At 66.9% G+C, this 15,676-nt stretch carries 17 protein-coding genes; 5 read left to right on the forward strand and 12 right to left on the reverse strand.

The window, feature by feature from the left end; translation table 11 throughout:
• Window positions 1–38: 38 nt before the first annotated feature.
• The 4 genes from ACZ5RK_RS05445 to ACZ5RK_RS05460 all read left to right on the forward strand — a co-directional run bounded on the left by ACZ5RK_RS05445 (window position 39) and on the right by ACZ5RK_RS05460 (window position 4,073).
• Window positions 39–1,241 carry an ABC transporter substrate-binding protein gene (locus tag ACZ5RK_RS05445; RefSeq protein ID WP_054647259.1) on the forward strand — a complete coding sequence of 401 codons (1,203 nt, stop codon included), beginning with the start codon at window positions 39–41 and terminating at the stop codon, window positions 1,239–1,241.
• A 47-nt stretch (window positions 1,242–1,288) separates the two neighbouring features.
• Entirely contained in the window at window positions 1,289–2,122 is an 834-nt protein-coding gene (locus tag ACZ5RK_RS05450) for an ABC transporter ATP-binding protein (RefSeq protein WP_464909959.1), read from the forward strand.
• Between the two features lie 70 nt (window positions 2,123–2,192).
• Window positions 2,193–3,125: an RluA family pseudouridine synthase gene (locus ACZ5RK_RS05455; RefSeq protein ID WP_464909960.1), complete on the forward strand. Its 933-nt coding sequence runs from the start codon at window positions 2,193–2,195 to the stop codon at window positions 3,123–3,125.
• A 9-nt stretch (window positions 3,126–3,134) separates the two neighbouring features.
• Window positions 3,135–4,073, forward strand: coding sequence for a DNA-methyltransferase (locus ACZ5RK_RS05460; protein WP_464909961.1), 939 nt, complete (start codon window positions 3,135–3,137; stop codon window positions 4,071–4,073).
• On the opposite strand, the gene ACZ5RK_RS05465 is transcribed toward ACZ5RK_RS05460, so the two are convergent.
• From ACZ5RK_RS05465 to ACZ5RK_RS05510, 10 genes are all read right to left on the reverse strand, one after another.
• Entirely contained in the window at window positions 4,011–5,123 is a 1,113-nt protein-coding gene (locus ACZ5RK_RS05465) for a hypothetical protein (protein ID WP_464909962.1), read from the reverse strand. The two genes, ACZ5RK_RS05460 and ACZ5RK_RS05465, sit on opposite strands and share 63 nt — an antisense overlap.
• Before the next feature lie 67 nt (window positions 5,124–5,190).
• On the reverse strand, window positions 5,191–6,384 hold the full coding sequence (lysN, locus tag ACZ5RK_RS05470) for a 2-aminoadipate transaminase (protein ID WP_464909963.1): 1,194 nt from the start codon (window positions 6,382–6,384) through the stop codon (window positions 5,191–5,193).
• A gap of 30 nt (window positions 6,385–6,414) precedes the next feature.
• Window positions 6,415–7,545: a deoxyguanosinetriphosphate triphosphohydrolase gene (locus ACZ5RK_RS05475; RefSeq protein WP_464909964.1), complete on the reverse strand. Its 1,131-nt coding sequence runs from the start codon at window positions 7,543–7,545 to the stop codon at window positions 6,415–6,417.
• On the reverse strand, window positions 7,546–8,772 hold the full coding sequence (fabF, locus tag ACZ5RK_RS05480) for a beta-ketoacyl-ACP synthase II (protein ID WP_464909965.1): 1,227 nt from the start codon (window positions 8,770–8,772) through the stop codon (window positions 7,546–7,548). It lies immediately after the preceding gene.
• Between the two features lie 76 nt (window positions 8,773–8,848).
• Window positions 8,849–9,091 carry an acyl carrier protein gene (acpP, locus tag ACZ5RK_RS05485; RefSeq protein ID WP_054647526.1) on the reverse strand — a complete coding sequence of 81 codons (243 nt, stop codon included), beginning with the start codon at window positions 9,089–9,091 and terminating at the stop codon, window positions 8,849–8,851.
• A gap of 34 nt (window positions 9,092–9,125) precedes the next feature.
• The gene (fabG, locus tag ACZ5RK_RS05490) at window positions 9,126–9,863 is read right to left on the reverse strand and encodes a 3-oxoacyl-[acyl-carrier-protein] reductase (protein WP_464909966.1); all 738 of its coding nucleotides are present in this window, start codon (window positions 9,861–9,863) and stop codon (window positions 9,126–9,128) included.
• On the reverse strand, window positions 9,856–10,773 hold the full coding sequence (fabD, locus tag ACZ5RK_RS05495) for an ACP S-malonyltransferase (protein ID WP_464909967.1): 918 nt from the start codon (window positions 10,771–10,773) through the stop codon (window positions 9,856–9,858). The genes fabG and fabD overlap by 8 nt, the downstream gene beginning before the upstream one ends.
• Complete coding sequence (locus ACZ5RK_RS05500) at window positions 10,773–11,741, reverse strand: beta-ketoacyl-ACP synthase III (protein ID WP_464909968.1); 969 nt, start codon at window positions 11,739–11,741, stop codon at window positions 10,773–10,775. The genes fabD and ACZ5RK_RS05500 overlap by 1 nt, the downstream gene beginning before the upstream one ends.
• A 77-nt stretch (window positions 11,742–11,818) precedes the next feature.
• On the reverse strand, window positions 11,819–12,001 hold the full coding sequence (rpmF, locus tag ACZ5RK_RS05505; protein WP_014515146.1) for a 50S ribosomal protein L32: 183 nt from the start codon (window positions 11,999–12,001) through the stop codon (window positions 11,819–11,821).
• A 60-nt stretch (window positions 12,002–12,061) separates the two neighbouring features.
• Entirely contained in the window at window positions 12,062–12,598 is a 537-nt protein-coding gene (locus ACZ5RK_RS05510; protein WP_464909969.1) for a YceD family protein, read from the reverse strand.
• Window positions 12,599–12,685: 87 nt separating this feature from the next.
• Here ACZ5RK_RS05510 and rocF point away from each other — a divergent pair, with 87 nt between their 5' ends.
• On the forward strand, window positions 12,686–13,552 hold the full coding sequence (rocF, locus tag ACZ5RK_RS05515; RefSeq protein ID WP_464909970.1) for an arginase: 867 nt from the start codon (window positions 12,686–12,688) through the stop codon (window positions 13,550–13,552).
• Window positions 13,553–13,554: 2 nt separating this feature from the next.
• On the opposite strand, the gene ACZ5RK_RS05520 is transcribed toward rocF, so the two are convergent.
• On the reverse strand, window positions 13,555–13,935 hold the full coding sequence (locus ACZ5RK_RS05520) for a hypothetical protein (RefSeq protein ID WP_464909971.1): 381 nt from the start codon (window positions 13,933–13,935) through the stop codon (window positions 13,555–13,557).
• A 12-nt stretch (window positions 13,936–13,947) separates the two neighbouring features.
• Window positions 13,948–15,573 carry an IS200/IS605 family accessory protein TnpB-related protein gene (locus ACZ5RK_RS05525; protein WP_464909972.1) on the reverse strand — a complete coding sequence of 542 codons (1,626 nt, stop codon included), beginning with the start codon at window positions 15,571–15,573 and terminating at the stop codon, window positions 13,948–13,950.
• Between the last annotated feature and the right edge of the window lie 103 nt (window positions 15,574–15,676).

The following is a 15,676-nucleotide window of genomic DNA, read 5'->3' on the forward strand; positions in this document are numbered from 1 at the left end:
CAACCCCCCGCACGGGGTTAGCGAAGGGAGGGAAGCGCATGAGGAGGACACTGGTAGGCGTAGCGGCGGTCTTAGGGTTGGCCATGGGCCAGCAGCAGGTGACCCTCTTCTGGTCGGGGGCCATCACCGGGCCCACCTCGGACGCCGGGGCCCCTTATGGGGCGGCGGTGGAGGACTACTGCAAGTACGCCAACGAGCGGAAGCTGGTGCCGGGGGTGGTCTTCAACTGCGTGGTGCGGGACGACCAGTACAACAACGCCAACACCCAGCGCTTCTTTGAGGAGGCGGTGGACCGCTTCAAGATCCCCCTTTTCCTCTCCTACGCCACCGGGGCCAACCTGCAGCTCAAGGCCCTGATCCAGGAGCTCAAGATCCCCACCATCCCTGCTTCCATGCACGTGGAGCTCATTGACCCCCCCAACAACGATTACTTCTTTATCCCCACCTCCACCTACTCCGAGCAGGTGGTGGCCCTTCTGGAGTACATCGCCAAGCAGAAGAAGGGGGCCAGGGTGGCCCTGGTGGTGCACCCCTCTCCCTTTGGCCGGGCCCCCGTGGCGGACGCCAGGAAGGCCGCCCAGCTGCTTGGCCTGCAGATCGTGGACGTGCAGGAGGTGGGCTCGGGCAACCTGGACAACACCGCTCTTCTCAAGCGCTTTGAGCAGGCGGGGGTGGAGTACATCATCCACCAGAACGTGGCGGGTCCCGTGGCCAACATCCTTAAGGACGCCAAGCGCCTGGGCTTGGACAAGAAGATGCGGCAGCTGGGAGCCCACTACACGGGTGGCCCCGACCTCATCAAGCTGGCCGGGGATGCGGCGGAGGGCTTCCTCTGGGCCACCAGCTTCTACATGTACCACGAGGAGGCCCCGGGCATCCGCCTGCAGAAGGAGCTGGCCCAGAAGTACGGCCGTCCCCAGGCCATCGCCGAGAGCACCAACTACACCAACGGGATGCTGGCGGCGGCCATCGCCGTGGAGGCCGTCCGCCGGGCCCAGGAGCGCTTCAAGCGGGTCAGCAACGAGACGGTCTACCAGGCCCTCGTGGGCATGAACGGGCCTAACGCCTTCAAGCCGGGCTTCGCCGTCTCCACCAAGCAGGGTATTGAGATTGACTTCACCAAGAGCGAGCACACGGGGGCCGAGGGCCTCCGGATCCTCGAGGCCAAGGAGGGCCGCTTCGTGCCCGTCACCGAGCCCTTCACCTCGGCCCTCTTCCGCAAGGTGCACTACGGCAAGTAGCCCTCTTCCCGGGGCCCGGGGCATCCCGGGCCCCCTTCCTAGGCGCCATGGACACCCTGAACCCCACCCGCCCGGAGGACCTCGGCCCCGTCCTCCTTTTGGTCAACAACATTGAGGTGGTCTACCACGACATCATCCAGGTGCTCCGCGGGGTCTCCCTCAAGGTCCCCGAAGGAAGGATCACCGCCCTCCTAGGCCCCAACGGGGCGGGGAAGACCACCACCCTTCGGGCCATCTCCGGCCTCCTCATCCCCGAGGACGGGGAGGTGGTGCGGGGGGAGATCCTCTACCAGGGAAAGCCCATCCAAAACCGCCCCCCCGAGGAGATCGTGAAGCAGGGCATCGTGCAGGTGCTGGAGGGCCGGAGGGTCTTCAAGCACCTCACGGTGGAGGAAAACCTCAAGGTGGGGACCCTGACCCAGGGGAGCCGGCACCTTAAGGAGGAGCTGGAGCGCATCTACCACTACTTCCCCCGTCTGGCCGACCTCAGGCACCGGCTCGCGGGGTACTGCTCGGGCGGGGAGCAGCAGATGATCGCCATCGGGCGGGCCCTCCTCGCCAGGCCCCGGCTTCTCCTCCTGGACGAGCCTTCCCTGGGCCTCGCCCCCCTTCTGGTGCGGGAGATCTTTGACATCGTGGCCCGGGTGAACGCCGAGGAGGGGGTCACGGTCCTGGTGGTGGAGCAGAACGCCCGGATGGCCCTCTCCGTGGCCCACTACGGCTACATCATGGAGACGGGGCGCATCGTCCTGGAGGGGGACCGGGACAGCCTCCTGGAAAACCCCGACGTGCAGGAGTTTTACCTGGGGGTGGCCAAGGGAGGGGGACGGAAAAGCTTCAAGGAGGTCAAGGCCTACAAGCGCAGGAAGCGGTTCATGTAGGGCTTCCCCGTGCGCCGGGCCGGGGGTTGCGGGTGGCCTGGCCCGCGCGGGGGTGCGTATCATGGGAGGCGTGGTGCGCTTCCGCAAGGAGGGTCTTCGCCTGGACCAGGCCGTGGCCGAGGCCTTAGGGGTGAGCCGGGCCCGGGCCCAGGCTTGGATCGCCCAGGGCCGGGTGCGGGTGGGGGAGAGGGTGGTCTCCAAGCCCGCCTACCGCCTCAAGGGGGAGGAGGTGGTGGTAGCCCCTCCCGAGGAAAGGCCCTGGGTGGTGCCGGAGGACCTGCCTTTGGCCGTCCTCTACGAGGACGAGGACATGCTGGTCCTCAACAAGCCCCCGGGCCTCCTCACCCACCCTGCCCCCGGGGTCTACACCGGCACGGTGGTGAACGCTCTTTTGGGCCGCTACTTCCCCTTGGAGGAGGCCTTGGTCACGGGCGGAGCCCCCGAGCTCCTGCGCCCTGGCATCGTCCACCGCCTGGACAAGGACACGAGCGGGGTGCTGGTGGTGGCCAAGCACGGGGGGGCCCTCGAGGCCCTCTCCCAGGCCTTCCGCGACCGCCTGGTGATGAAGCGCTACCTGGCCCTCACCGAGGGCCATCCCAGGGAGGGCACCCTCATCGCCCCCATTGGCCGCCACCCCGTGGAGCGCCACAAGATGCACGTGGGGGGCATCGCCCCGCGCTACGCCGAAACGGACTTTGCCCTCCTCGGGGTCTCCGGCCCCTACGCCCTGGTGGAGGCGAGGCCCCACACGGGGCGCACCCACCAGATCCGGGTGCACCTCAAGCACCTCGGGGCTCCCATCCTGGGGGACGAGGTCTACGGACGGAAAAGCCCCCACATTTCCCGGCAGGCCCTGCACGCCTACGAGCTCCGCCTTCCCCACCCCCGCACGGGGCGCATCCTGGAGTTCCTGGCCCCGGTGCCCCGGGACATGGTGGCGGCCTGGCGCGCCCTCGGGGGGGAGTGGCCTCAAGGGATTGCGTTGGCGGAAGACCCCGTATAATCGCTCCTAATGAGGCACGCTCCGGTTCCTCCGGCGCAAGGCGCGGGCGAAGCCCGTGGCCCGTCCTCGGGGGCTTCCTACGTCCTCCACGTGGGGGACGCCCGGGAGGTGCTGGCCTCCTTCCCCGAGGCCTCGGTCCACCTGGTGGTGACCTCCCCGCCCTACTGGACCCTGAAGCGCTACGAGGCGGTCCCGGGCCAGCTGGGGCACATAGAGGACTATGAGGCCTTCCTGGACGAGCTGGACCGGGTGTGGCGGGAAGTCTTTCGCCTCCTGGTCCCGGGCGGAAGGCTCGTGGTCGTGGTGGGGGACGTGGCCGTGGCCCGGAGGCGCTTCGGGCGGCACCTGGTCTTTCCCCTGCACGCCGACATCCAGGTCCGGTGCCGCAAGCTGGGGTTTGACAACCTGAACCCCATCCTCTGGCACAAGAAGACCAACGCCAGCCTCGAGGTGGAGGGGAGGGGGGTCTTCCTGGGCAAGCCCTACGAGCCCGGGGCCATCATCAAGACCGAGGTGGAGTACGTTCTGATGCAACGTAAGCCCGGGGGCTACCGCAAGCCCACCCCCGAGCAGCGGGAGAAGAGCCGCCTTCCCAAGGAGGACTTCCACCGCTTTTTCCGGCAGATCTGGGACGACATCCCCGGGGAGAGCACCAAGAGCCATCCGGCCCCCTTTCCTCTGGAGCTGGCCGAGCGTTTGGTGCGCATGTTCAGCTTCGTGGGGGACGTGGTCTTAGACCCCTTCGCCGGGACCGGGACCACCCTCATCGCCGCCGCCCGGTGGGGAAGGCGGGCCTTGGGGGTGGAGCTCGTGCCGGGCTACGCCGCCCTGGCCCGGGAGCGCTTCGCCCGGGAGGTGCCCGGGGAGGTGTTGGAGGTGAGGGGGCTAGGGGAGCTTGAAACCCTTTCCTTCACTTTCCACGTGCAAAGAGAAGGACGGTATCTTTAGGTCATATAAAAGTTCCTTAAGTTTTCTGAGAATAATTTTAGTTGAGCGACGAACAAACAAATACTCCCCAGAGCTTAGCGCTTTGAATGCGTTGTTGTCGTAGGGCTCTCCGCTTTTTTTCTCTCGGGAGGGCGTGGGTGCCATGTCTCCCTTTTTCCGGAGCTTTTCTATCACGTCCCCTTTATCCAGGCGTATGGCGGTTTCTACCAAGGCCCAGTAGAGCTCGCGCCAGCTTTTTATAGAGAACTTTTCCCCCTTCACCTCAACGGTCAAGTGGGAGGCTGTGGGATTGTGGATGCTTTTTAAGACTTCTTGCACTTTTTCTGCAAAATCCTGGATTGACCCCACGAAATCTTGGTCTAACAATTTTTGTGCAAGCTCCTCAAAATGCCTCTTCGCAAGCTCCTGCTCATTGGCGGAAAGTTCTTTTTCTATGGCTTTTCGAAGACCTTTTTCGCTGCGCTCATATCCTTCTTCAAGAGCTTTGGAGAGTTTTGTAGTGATTTCGGTGAGGTCTTGTTGGGTTTCGATCTCTTTTTGGATCTCCTTAGCGATATTTTCAAGTTTCAAAGAAGCATTTTCCTCTTCCCAGAAGGACCTGGAAAGAAGGCGCTCTAAGTACCTGGCGGCGTGGAGGTTGTCTAGTTGGAAGTAAAGGACGCGTTTCTCCGATGCCTTGGCTTGAACGTTGTTGTCAAAAAACTCCCACAGCTTCCCCGTGGTCAGTATGGACCAACGGATGCCTTGGCTGTTGGCGTAGTTCACCACTTGCGTGCGGTCTTCCTCAGTGGGCGCCTTATCTAGAGCTTTGACCTCTAAAACCAAAACGGGCTCGTTCTCCCTTGCGCAGAGTAGAAAATCCGGCCGGTAGTTTTTATTCCCCGTGTCTTGGGGAACCACTTCGTAGGGATCCCATATATTCCAGCCGAGGGCTTGGAGAACCCGCAAGATTATGGCTTGAGCTGTTTGTGCCTCCTTTAGGCCACTCCAGTTTTTTAGCTTATGGGTGATCTCCCTCACGACTGTGGCCAGAGTTTCGTTCCCGCCCATTACGAGAAACTATACCGCAACACCCCGCTCCGGGGAAAGGACCGGGGCTCGGGAGCGGGTTAGGGGGCTAGACCGCGGCCAAAAGCCCCTTTAGCGCCCGCCCCAGGCGGCGCACGCCCTCCCCGATTCCCTCCCGGTCCAGGGTGGCGTAGGAGAGCCTCAGGGTGTTCTCCCCGCCTCCATTCGCGAAGAAGGGCCCCCCGGGCACGAAGGCCACGTTCTCGGCCATGGCCCTTTGGAAGAGGGCCTCGGCGGAAACCCCTTTGGGAAGCTCCATCCAGACAAACATCCCCCCCTTGGGCCTGGTGTAGCGCACCCCTTGGGGCATCTCCCGGTCCAGGGCCTGGAGCATGGCCTCCGCCTTCTCCCGGTAGACCCGGCGGACGCGCTCCAGGCGCCCGGCCAAGCCTTCCTTCAGGAGCTCGTGGACCAGGATCTGGTTGAGGACGGGGGTGTGCAGGTCGGCCCCCTGTTTGGCCTGGACGAGCTTCTGCAGGGCCTCGAGGGGGCCCACGGCGAAGGCCACGCGAAGCCCTGGGGCGAGGATTTTGGAGAAGCTTCCCAGGTAGATGACCCCGGGATACCCTGCCTCCCGGGCGAGCTCAAAGAGGCTTTTGAGGCGGGCTTCGCCGAAGTAGAGCTCCCTATAGGCGTCGTCTTCCACCACCACGAGGCCCCGTTCCATGACCATCCCCAAAAGCCTTTCCCGAGCCCGGAGGGGCATGAGGCCCCCCGTGGGGTTCTGGAAGGAGGGGATGAGGTAGAGGAAGCGGGGGCGTTCCCGCTTGAGGGCCTCCTCCAGGGCCGGGAGGTCCGGCCCCTCCTCCCCGGCGGGCACGGTGAGGAAGCGGGGGCCGTAGGCCCGGAAGGCCTGGATGGCCCCCAGGTAGCTGGGGGCCTCCAGGAGGAGGGGGCTTCCCTCGTCCAGAAAGACCTTGCCCACCAGGTCCAGGGCCTGCTGGCTTCCCGTGGTGATGAGGACCTCCTCCGGGGCCACCCCAAGCCATTCCGCCACGAAGGCCCGCAAGGGGAAGTAGCCCTCGGTGGGGCCGTACTGCAGGGCCACGTGCCCCTTTTCCCTTAGGATCCTGGCCGCAAGCTCCGCCGCCTCCTCCCTGGGGAAAAGCTCCGGGGCGGGCAGCCCGCCGGCGAAGCTCAAGACCCCGGGGCGCTGGGTGAGCTTGAGGAGCTCGCGGATGGTGGAGGCCTGGAGGCGCTCCGCCCGCTGGCCGAAAAGGGTACTCCAGTCCAGGGTTTTCACCGCACCATTTTACCCCCGGGCCCGGGGCCCTTAGGGAAAGAGCTTACGGTAGGCCTCCAGGGCGTAGCGGTCGGTCATCCCCGCCAGGTAGTCGCACACCGCCCGCTCCAGCCCCTCTTCCCCAAGCCGCCCCTGCACCCCTTTGGGGAGGAGCCTGGGGTCGCGGGTGTAGGTGCGGAAGAGCTCCTCCAGGACGGTTTCCGCCTTGCGCCTTTCCCTCAGGACCTCGGGGTGGCGGTAGAGCCTCTCCATGAGGAAGGTCTTGAGTTCCCGGTGGGCCTTTCCCGCCTCCGGGGAAAGGGCGGCCAGGCGCTCCGGGTGGTGGCGCACGGCCTCGGCGCTCGCCACCCCGGCCTCTTCCACCCGCCGGTGGGTGGCCAGGGTGGCCTCGGTGATGAGGTAGCCCAAAAGCTGGCGCACCAGGACCCTCCGTCCCAGCTCGGTGAGCCTTTCCAGGTCCAGGCCCTCCTCCCGGGCCAGGTCCCTGAGGAAGGAGACCTCGGCCAGCTCTCCCGGGCTTAGAAGCCCCGAGCGCAGGCCGTCGTCCAGGTCGTGGGCGGCGTAGGCGATGGCGTCGGAGAGGTCCACCACCTGGGCCTCGAGGGTCCCCTGTCCCTCGTAGAGGGGCTTGAAGCTGGGGGCGTAAGGGGTCTCGTGGGTGGCGATGCCCTCCAGCACCTCGTAGGTGAGGTTGAGGCCTTTGAACCCGGGGTAGCGCTCCTCCAGGTGGGTGAGGATCCTCAAGGCCTGGGCGTTGTGCTCAAACCCCCCGTGGTCCCGCATGAGTTCGTCCAGGATCCGCTCCCCGGTGTGGCCGAAGGGGGGGTGGCCCAGGTCGTGGGAGAGGGCGATGGCCTCGGTGAGGTCCTCGTTGAGGCCCAGGGCGCGGGCGATGGAGCGAGAAACCTGGACCACCTCCAGGGTATGGGTGAGGCGGGTGCGGTAGTAGTCCCCGGCCCAGTTGGGAAAGACCTGGGTCTTGTACTCCAGGCGGCGGAAGGCGGTGGTGTGGAGGATCCGGTCCCGGTCCTTCTGGTAGGGGGTGCGGTAGGGGGACTCGGGCTCAGGGTGCTCCCGCCCCCGGGTGTCCCGCGCTTTCTGGGCGTAGGGGGCAAGGCGCTCCGCTTCCAGCTCCAGAAGCCTTTCCCGGGGGAAGAGCATCTAGACCCTTTTGAAGAGGAGGACGGCGTTTTGCCCGCCGAAGGCGAAGGAGTTGGAGAGGGCGTAGTCCACCCGCGTTTCCCGGGGCTCGGGGACGAAGTCCAGGTCCAGCTCGGGGTCGGGGTCCTCCAGGTTCAGGGTGGGAGGGATGACCCCGTGGTGGAGGGCCTGCACCGTGGCGATGGCCTCCACCGCCCCCGCCGCCCCCAGGAGGTGGCCGATCATGCTCTTGGTGCTGGAGACCATGAGCTTCTTGGCGTGCTCCCCAAAGACCCGCTTGATGGCCAGCACCTCCGCCCGGTCCCCCACGGGGGTGGAGGTGCCGTGGGCGTTGATGTAGCCCACGGCCTCGGGGGGAACCCCGGCGTCCCTCAGGGCCCGCTCCATGGCCAAGGCCGCTCCCCGGCCTTCGGGGTGGGGCTCGGTGATGTGGTGGGCGTCGGCGCTCCGGCCAAAGCCCACGAGCTCGGCGTAGATGCGGGCACCCCGCCTCTTGGCGTGCTCGTACTCCTCCAGGACCAGAACCCCCGCCCCCTCCCCCATGACGAACCCGTCCCGGGAGAGGGTGAAGGGGCGGCTCGCCTTGGTGGGCTCCTCGTTCCTGGTGGAGAGGGCCCGCATCACGGCGAAGGCCCCGATGGCCATGGGGGTGATGGCGGCCTCCGTCCCCCCCGCCAGGACCAGGTCGGCCTCTCCCAGCTGGATCATGCGCATGGCGTTTCCCAGGGCGTCCGAGCCCGTGGCGCAGGCAGTGACGGCGGTCGAGGAGGGCCCCTGGAAGCCGTAGCGCATGGCGATGTGGGCCGAGGCCATGTTGGCGATCATCATGGGGATGAAGAAGGGGCTGATGCGGTTCGGGCCCCGTTCCAGGAAGACCTTGCTCTGGGCCTCCCAGGTCTCCATGCCCCCAATCCCTGTGCCCACCAGGGTCCCTACCCGCTCGGGGTCCAGCTCCCCGGGCTTTAGCCCGGCGTCCTCCAGGGCCAGGTGGGCGGCGATGAGGGCGTACTGGACGAAGCGGTCCAGGCGCCTGAGCTCCCTTTTGTCTATATAGGCCTCGGGGTCCACCTCCACCTCGGCGGCGATGCGCACGGGGAGAGCCGAGGCGTCAAAGCGGGTGATGGGCCTGACCCCGCTCTGCCCCGCAAGCTGGGCCTTGTGGAAGGCCTCCTGCCCCACGCCGATGGGGGTGAGGGCCCCTAGGCCGGTGACCACCACGCGTCGCATGGGGGTAGTATACCCGGGCCTCCCCGGGACAAAGGGAAGGTGGGGCGCTTTGGGCGCCCCACTCCCCAGGGCCCGGCTAGCCCAGCTTGGCCTTGATGTACTCCACTGCGTCCTTGACGGTGCGGATCTTCTCGGCCTCCTCGTCGGAGATCTCCAGGCCGAACTCATCCTCCAGGCCCATAATGAGCTCCACGGTGTCCAGGCTGTCCGCCCCCAGGTCCTCAATGAAGCGGGCCTCGAGGGTCACCTTATCCGGTTCCACCTGGAGCTTGTCCGCGATAACCGCCTGGACCTTTTCAAAGATCTCCTGCTCGGTCATGAAAAACCTCCTCTCGGGATTTTAGCACCAAGCCCTAGTGGGGCGTGAGCCCCCCGTCCACGCAGAGGGTCTGGCCGTTGATGTAGCCTGCCTTTTCCGAGACCAAGAAGGCCACGGCCTCGGCCACCTCCTCAGGTTTGCCAAAGCGCCCGGCGGGGATCTCCTTCAGGTAGGCCTCCTTGACCTCCTTGGGGAGGTTTGCGGTCATCTCCGTCTCTATGAACCCCGGGGCCACGGCGTTCACCGTGATGCCCCTTTGGGCGTACTCCCTGGCCACCGCCCGGGTGAAACCGATGAGCCCCGCCTTGGAGGCCACGTAGTTGGCCTGGCCCGGGTTGCCCAGGATCCCCACCACGCTGGCGATGTTGACGATGCGCCCGAAGCGGGCCTTCATCATGAGCTTCACCGCTTCCCGGGTGGTGCGGAAGGCGGCGGAGAGGTTGGCCTCTAGGACCGCCTCCCAGTCCTCGTCCTTCATGCGCACCAGGAGGGTGTCCCGGGTGATGCCGGCGTTGTTCACCAGGGTGTCCAGCCCCCCCAGGACCTCGGCGGCCTGGTGGACCAGGGCCGTGGCCGCCTCGGCCTCCAGGAGGTTGGCCCCGAGGACCGCCACCAGGGGGCTTCCTAAGCGGCGGGCCTCCTCCGCCACCTCCTCGGCCCTTTCCCGGTTTTGGCCGTAGTGGATGGCCAGGGCGAAGCCGTCCTGGGCGAGCCGCAAGGCGATGGCCCGCCCGATGCCCCGGCTTGCTCCGGTGATGAGGGCTTTACGCATGCGCCACCTCCAGGGCCTTTTTTAGACTCTCCGGGTCCTGCACGCTCAAGGCCTCCGCCTCCTTCAGGGTGCGGAGGACGAGGCCCTTGAGCACCTCGCCGCTTCCGAACTCCAGAAAACGCCTCGCGCCCCGGGCCTCCATGTCCTTCAGGATCTCCACCCAGCGCACCGGGGCGGTGATCTGCTCCAGGAGGAGGCTTCGGATCCTCTCGGGGTCCTCCTCGGGCCTTGCGGTTACGTTGCTGTAGACGGGGAAGCGGGGCCTCCTTAGGGGGACCTGGGCCAGGTCTTGGGCGAGCCTCTCACGGGCCTTGGCCATGAGGGAGGAGTGGAAGGGGGCGGAGACGGGCAGGAAGACCACCCGGGCCCGCTTGAGCTTCAGGCGCTCGGCGGCCGCCTCCACCGCCTCCTTCCTCCCGGAGATCACCGTCTGCTCGGGGGCGTTAAGGTTGGCCACCTCCACCCCCTCCAGGCCCTCCAAAGCGGCCCGGATCTCCTCCGGGGGGAGCTTCAGGATGGCGGCCATGGCCCCTTCCCCTGGGGGGACGGCCTCCTGCATGTACCGCCCCCTTAGGCGCACCAGGCGGAGGGCCTCTTCCAGCTCCAGGGTCCCCGCCGCCACGTGGGCCGTCCACTCCCCCAGGGAGTGCCCGGCGGCCAGGGCGGGCAGGCCCCCCCCCGCTTCCAGGAAGGCCCGGTAGGCGGCGTAGCCCACGGCCAGGAGGGCGGGCTGCTGGTTCTCCGTGAGGGTGAGGGCCTCCTCGGGGCCCTCCCACAGGAGCTTGAGGAGGCCGGGGAGGGCGGCCTCGGCCCGGTCCAGGACCTCCTTGGCGGCGGGGGAGGCCTCGTAGAGCGCTTTTCCCATCCCCACCCTCTGGGAGCCCTGCCCGGGGAAGAGGGCGGCGTACATCAGGCCCCTCCCCAGGTGAGGACGGCCGCGGCCCAGGTGAGCCCGGCCCCGAAGGAGACCAAAAGGACGTGGTCCCCCTCCCGGATGCGCCCCGCGTCCACCGCCTCCTGGAGGGCCAGGGGGATGGAGGCGGTGGAGGTGTTGCCGTACCGGTCCACGTTCACCGCCACCCGCTCCCAGGGGAGGCCCAGGCGCTCCCGGGCGGCGTCAATGATCCGGAGGTTGGCCTGGTGAGGGACGAAGAGCGCGATGTCCTCGGGGGCGAGGCCCGCCTTCTCTATGGCCTCGAGGGTGGCGGTGTTCATCACCCGCACGGCGAACTTGAAGACCTCGCGGCCGTTCATGTAGAGGCGGTTTCGCATGGAGGTGCCGTCGGGGAGCCTGGGGGCCACGCAGGCGTGGAAGAGCTCCTTGGCCCCGGTGCCGTCCGCCCCCAGGACGAAGGATTTAAAGCCAAAACCCTCCCGCACCCTCCCCACCACCGCCGCGCCCCCGGCGTCCCCGAAGAGGACGGCGGTGGCCCGGTCGTTCCAGTCCAGGATCTTGGAAAGCGCCTCCGCCCCCACGGCGAGCACTTTTCGGGCTAGGCCCGCCTCCACCAGGGCGTGGGCCTGGGCCAGGGCGTAGAGCCACCCGGGGCAGCCCGCCAGGAGGTCGTAGGCGAAGGCCTGGAGGCCGAAGCGGGCCTGAACCAGGGCGGCGGTGTCGGGGAAGAGGGCGTCCGGGGTGTTGGTGGCCACGATGACCCCGTCCACCCCTTCCAGGGCGCCGGGGTGGCGCCTTAGGAGGTCCTCCACCGCTTTAAAGGCCAGGTCCGAGGTGTACTCGTCCTCGGCGGCGATGCGCCTCTCCCGGATCCCCGTGCGGGTTACGATCCACTCGTCGGAGGTGTCCAGGTAGGCCTCAAACTCCTCGTTTTTCATGACCCTCTGGGGCACGTAGGTCCCCAGGGCCAGGATGCCGCTCATGCCCGACCTCCCGTCATGGGCCCCACTATACCCGGGGCGCCGGGGAAGGTTAAAGCCCCGGGGGCCGGGGCCTCAGGTCAGACCTCCAGGACCTTGCGCCCGTCGTAGTAGCCGCACTCCGGGCAGACGGTGTGGGGAGGCCTCATCGCCTTGCACTCCGGGCAGGGGACCAGGGTGGGGGGGGTGAGGGCGTGGTGGCTTCTGCGGGCATCGCGCCGCGCCTTAGAGGTCTTCTTCTTGGGTACTGGGTGCTTGGCCATCTCCCATCCTCCGCGCGGGGCCTTGGGCCCCGCTAAACCCTTGGCAGTATAGCAGAAGGGCTAGAGTTCGGGAAGGAGGTTCTTGAGGCCCAGGAGGGGGTGGGGGGTTTCCACCTCGTGGCCGCAGTCCACCAGGTTGCGGTCGGCCCCGCACACCGGGCATAGCCCCTTGCACCCTTCCTCGCAGAGCACGGTGAAGGGCATCTCGGTCACGAAGGCCTCGGTGAGGAAGGGCAATAGGTCCAGGTCGGGCTCGCCGAAGGCGTAGTACTCGTCCTCGTCCTCCTCGTGAAAGACCACCCCGGCAAGGCCCGGTTCGTAGCGGAGCAGGTGCTGGAAATGGGCCCGCACGTGGGTAGGGGTGGGCTTGAGGCAGCGCCGGCACTCCATGTACACCACCCCCTCCACCTCTCCGGAAAGCCAGTACTCCTTCCCCCCCACGGAGGAGACGGCCACCTTCCAGCTGGCCTCCCCGGCCAGGGGGAACCGCTCCTCCCCCACCTGGAAGGCCTCCTCCACCACCCCCGAGGCGCGGGCGGTCCCCCCTTCCTTCAAAAGCCGGGCCAGGTTAATGCTCACCACCTTGCCGTAATCCATCCTTACAAGTATAGCGCGGAAGCCTGGCTTTTCCTAGGGCATAAACTTCCCGAGCAACGCATAGGGGTTTTTGCTACCCTCAGGCCCATGGAGCGCGTGGCCGTCTTGGGCGTACCCATGGACCTGGGGGCGGGAAGGCGAGGGGTGGACATGGGGCCTTCCGCCCTGCGCTACGCCCGGCTTCTGGAGGAGCTGGAGGCCCTGGGGCTTTCCGTGGAGGACCTGGGGGACGTGCGGGTTCCCCTGGCCGAGACCCTGAGGGCGAAAAAGGGACCTTACCTGGAAGAGATCCGCCAAGCGGCCCGGGAGCTCCAGGAACGCCTCAGGGGCCTTCCCGAAGGGGTGTTCCCCATCCTCCTCGGGGGGGACCACTCCCTTTCCATGGGCTCGGTCTCCGGGGTGGCCCGGGGGCGGACGGGGGTCATCTGGGTGGACGCCCACGCGGACTTCAACACCCCCGAGACCAGCCCCTCCGGCAACATCCACGGCATGCCCTTGGCGGTGCTTTGCGGCCTGGGCCACCCGCGGCTTACCGAGGCCTTCCAGGCGGTGGACCCAAGGGACGTGGTGCTCATTGGGGTGCGGAGCCTGGACCCGGGGGAGAGGCGCCTCCTTAAGGAGATGGGGGTCAGGGTCTACACCATGCACGAGGTGGACCGTCTGGGCATCGCCCGCATCGCCGAGGAAACCCTGGCCTACCTGGAGGGGCTTCCCCTGCACGTCTCCCTGGACGCCGACGTCCTGGACCCCGCCCTGGCCCCGGGGGTGGGCACCCCGGTGCCCGGGGGGCTCACTTACCGGGAGGCCCACCTGCTCATGGAGGTTTTGGCCCAGTCGGGGAGGGTGCGGAGCCTGGACCTGGTGGAGGTGAACCCCATTCTGGACGAAAAGAACCGCACGGCGGAGATGATGGTGGGGCTTACCTTGAGCCTTCTCGGGAAACGGATCCTCTAGGGCTAGGGAAGCCCCTGGCGCACCCTTCTCCCCAGGGCGAGGCCCTGGGCGAAGGCCCCGTGCAGGGAGGGGTAGGGGGGAAGGCGCTTGCGGTGGAGGAGGGGCTCGAGGGCCTCACGGGCCCACTCGCTCACCAGGAGGGGAAAGTCCAGGCCCGTTTCCAGGAAGTATTCCTCCGCCTCCCGCCAGGCCCCCTCGAGGCGGCGGAAGAGGGCCTCGGGGTCCTGGGGGGGCGGGGCCTCGGGCCAGAGGAAGCCGCTCGCCACGCCCAAAAGCCAGCTCCCCCGCAGCTCCTGGCGCCACACCTGGGCCCCCAGGCGCACGTAGGCCAGGGGGTCCCTGCGCAGAAGGGCCTTGGGGAGATGGGCCAGGGGGTCTTCCATGGGTCTGCCTGGTCAACCAAAGCGCACATTACTACGCGCCGGCCCCCCACCAGGATGAGGACCTAGGCCAACCCTCCACCCCTCCCACGGTCCCAGAGCTGGCGGAGCCAGGTTCAGGACGGGCTTGAGGGGAGAGAGGTCCCTCGGCACCTCGCGCCCGAGGAGGGGAAGGGTCAGGCCCGTAGGGCCTATCTTGCAGAGGCCTACCCTCAGGACCCGCCAGGGATTAACGCCGAAAGAGTTCCTTCCATAGGTCAACCCCTTCTGGCTCCCTGGAGAACCCTGAAGGCTTGAAAGCAAGGACAGGAAAGCGCGGGCCTTTCTCAGCTCACGAGAAAGCCTCCTCTTGAGGTAGGGGTTGCGCTCAGCCCCGTGCCTGGCCCCGAGTTCCTGGACCCTGGAGGCGTAGAAGCTTTGAGCGTGGCTCCTGAAACTCTCGTCCTGGAAAAGCCGCTGGTAGCCCTTAGGAAGCCTCTCCTGGAATCCCAAGGCACGCCTACCGATGACGAGGGCGGCGGCCACGTCCTTGGAGAGGGAAAGCTGTGGAGCGTACTTGAGCATCCCTATCGTGGAGGTGTCCTGGGGGTTCACCTCCAACACCTCCACGCCCCGCTTCCTGGCGAGGGAGTGGACCTTCCTCAGGAGGGAACGGTAGGCGAAGCGGTGCGCTTTCCTCCGGAAGGCCCTGCCAGAGCCATCGCCCCTCATCGTCTTGCGGAGGTATCTGAGGCGTTCCGTGGCGATGGCCACCCCGCGCTCCTCGGCCAGGGAGACCACCTGGTGGGCCACCTTCCAGAGGACCAGTTCCTTCGCCCCCCTGTTCTCTGCCCGGTCCACCTCCTCCAGGGAGAGGGTGAGGTGGCGCCTCAGGTTCCCGTCAGGGGAGACGAGGGCCAAGGCAAGATGGTAAGGGTCCGAGTTCACGTCCAGGGCGAGGACGCCGTTCTCCTTCGTGGCCACGAGGGGCGCGGGCTCCTCCTCCCAGGCGAAGGTGGCGTAGACCTTGCCCCCCTTGAGGGTGAGCTCCACGTTGTAGGGAAGCGAGGCGTACACCCTCTGGAGGAGGGCGTTAAGGTTCGGGTGGCCCGTCTTCACCAGGGCGTGGGCGTAGCTCCCGTCCCCCAGGTTGATCCGGAGCCACAAGCTCCCGTCCTTGACGAGGAGCCTCAGGTTCAGGTTGCCCCCCTTGGTCCTGTCCCCGCGGGAGTAGAGAAGGCCCTGACGCCTTTCCCGCCACTCCCGTTTGAGTTTCTTGAGGGCTTCGCCGGAGAGGTGCTTCCGCTTCAGTTGCTCAAAGAGCTTCCTTCCCCCGAAGACGACTTTGCGGGGGTCTTCTCCTCTCTCCCTGGTGGAGTCCAGGATGGCCCCGGCCTTCACGATGGCGTCGTCCGCGTGGCGGGTGTTGAGGCGGAAGAGGGTACAGAGGGGGCCGTCCTGTCGTTTGAGCTCCTCCCGGTCCTTTCCTTCCAGAAGGCGGTTGTAGGCGAACCTCACCGCACTAGAGAAGCGGCGCATGAGGTCCAGGGTGGCTTTCCGGCCTTCTTCAGAAGGGAAGGCGAGGAGGGCCTGGGCCCCGGTGAAGGCCTTCTCCTTCTTCCTTTTCCTGGACCTTCCCCGCGAGGTAGCTCCGCTGACCACCGACGGCCTCCTGTGAGGGAGTATAGCCCTTCCGGGGCTTTTCATCGTACGGGACTCGCTCGGGTGAGGCGGAAGGATGCGAAGGCGTGCGAGCGCTTGGGTA

It is taken from the genome of Thermus kawarayensis JCM 12314, from assembly GCF_055393575.1.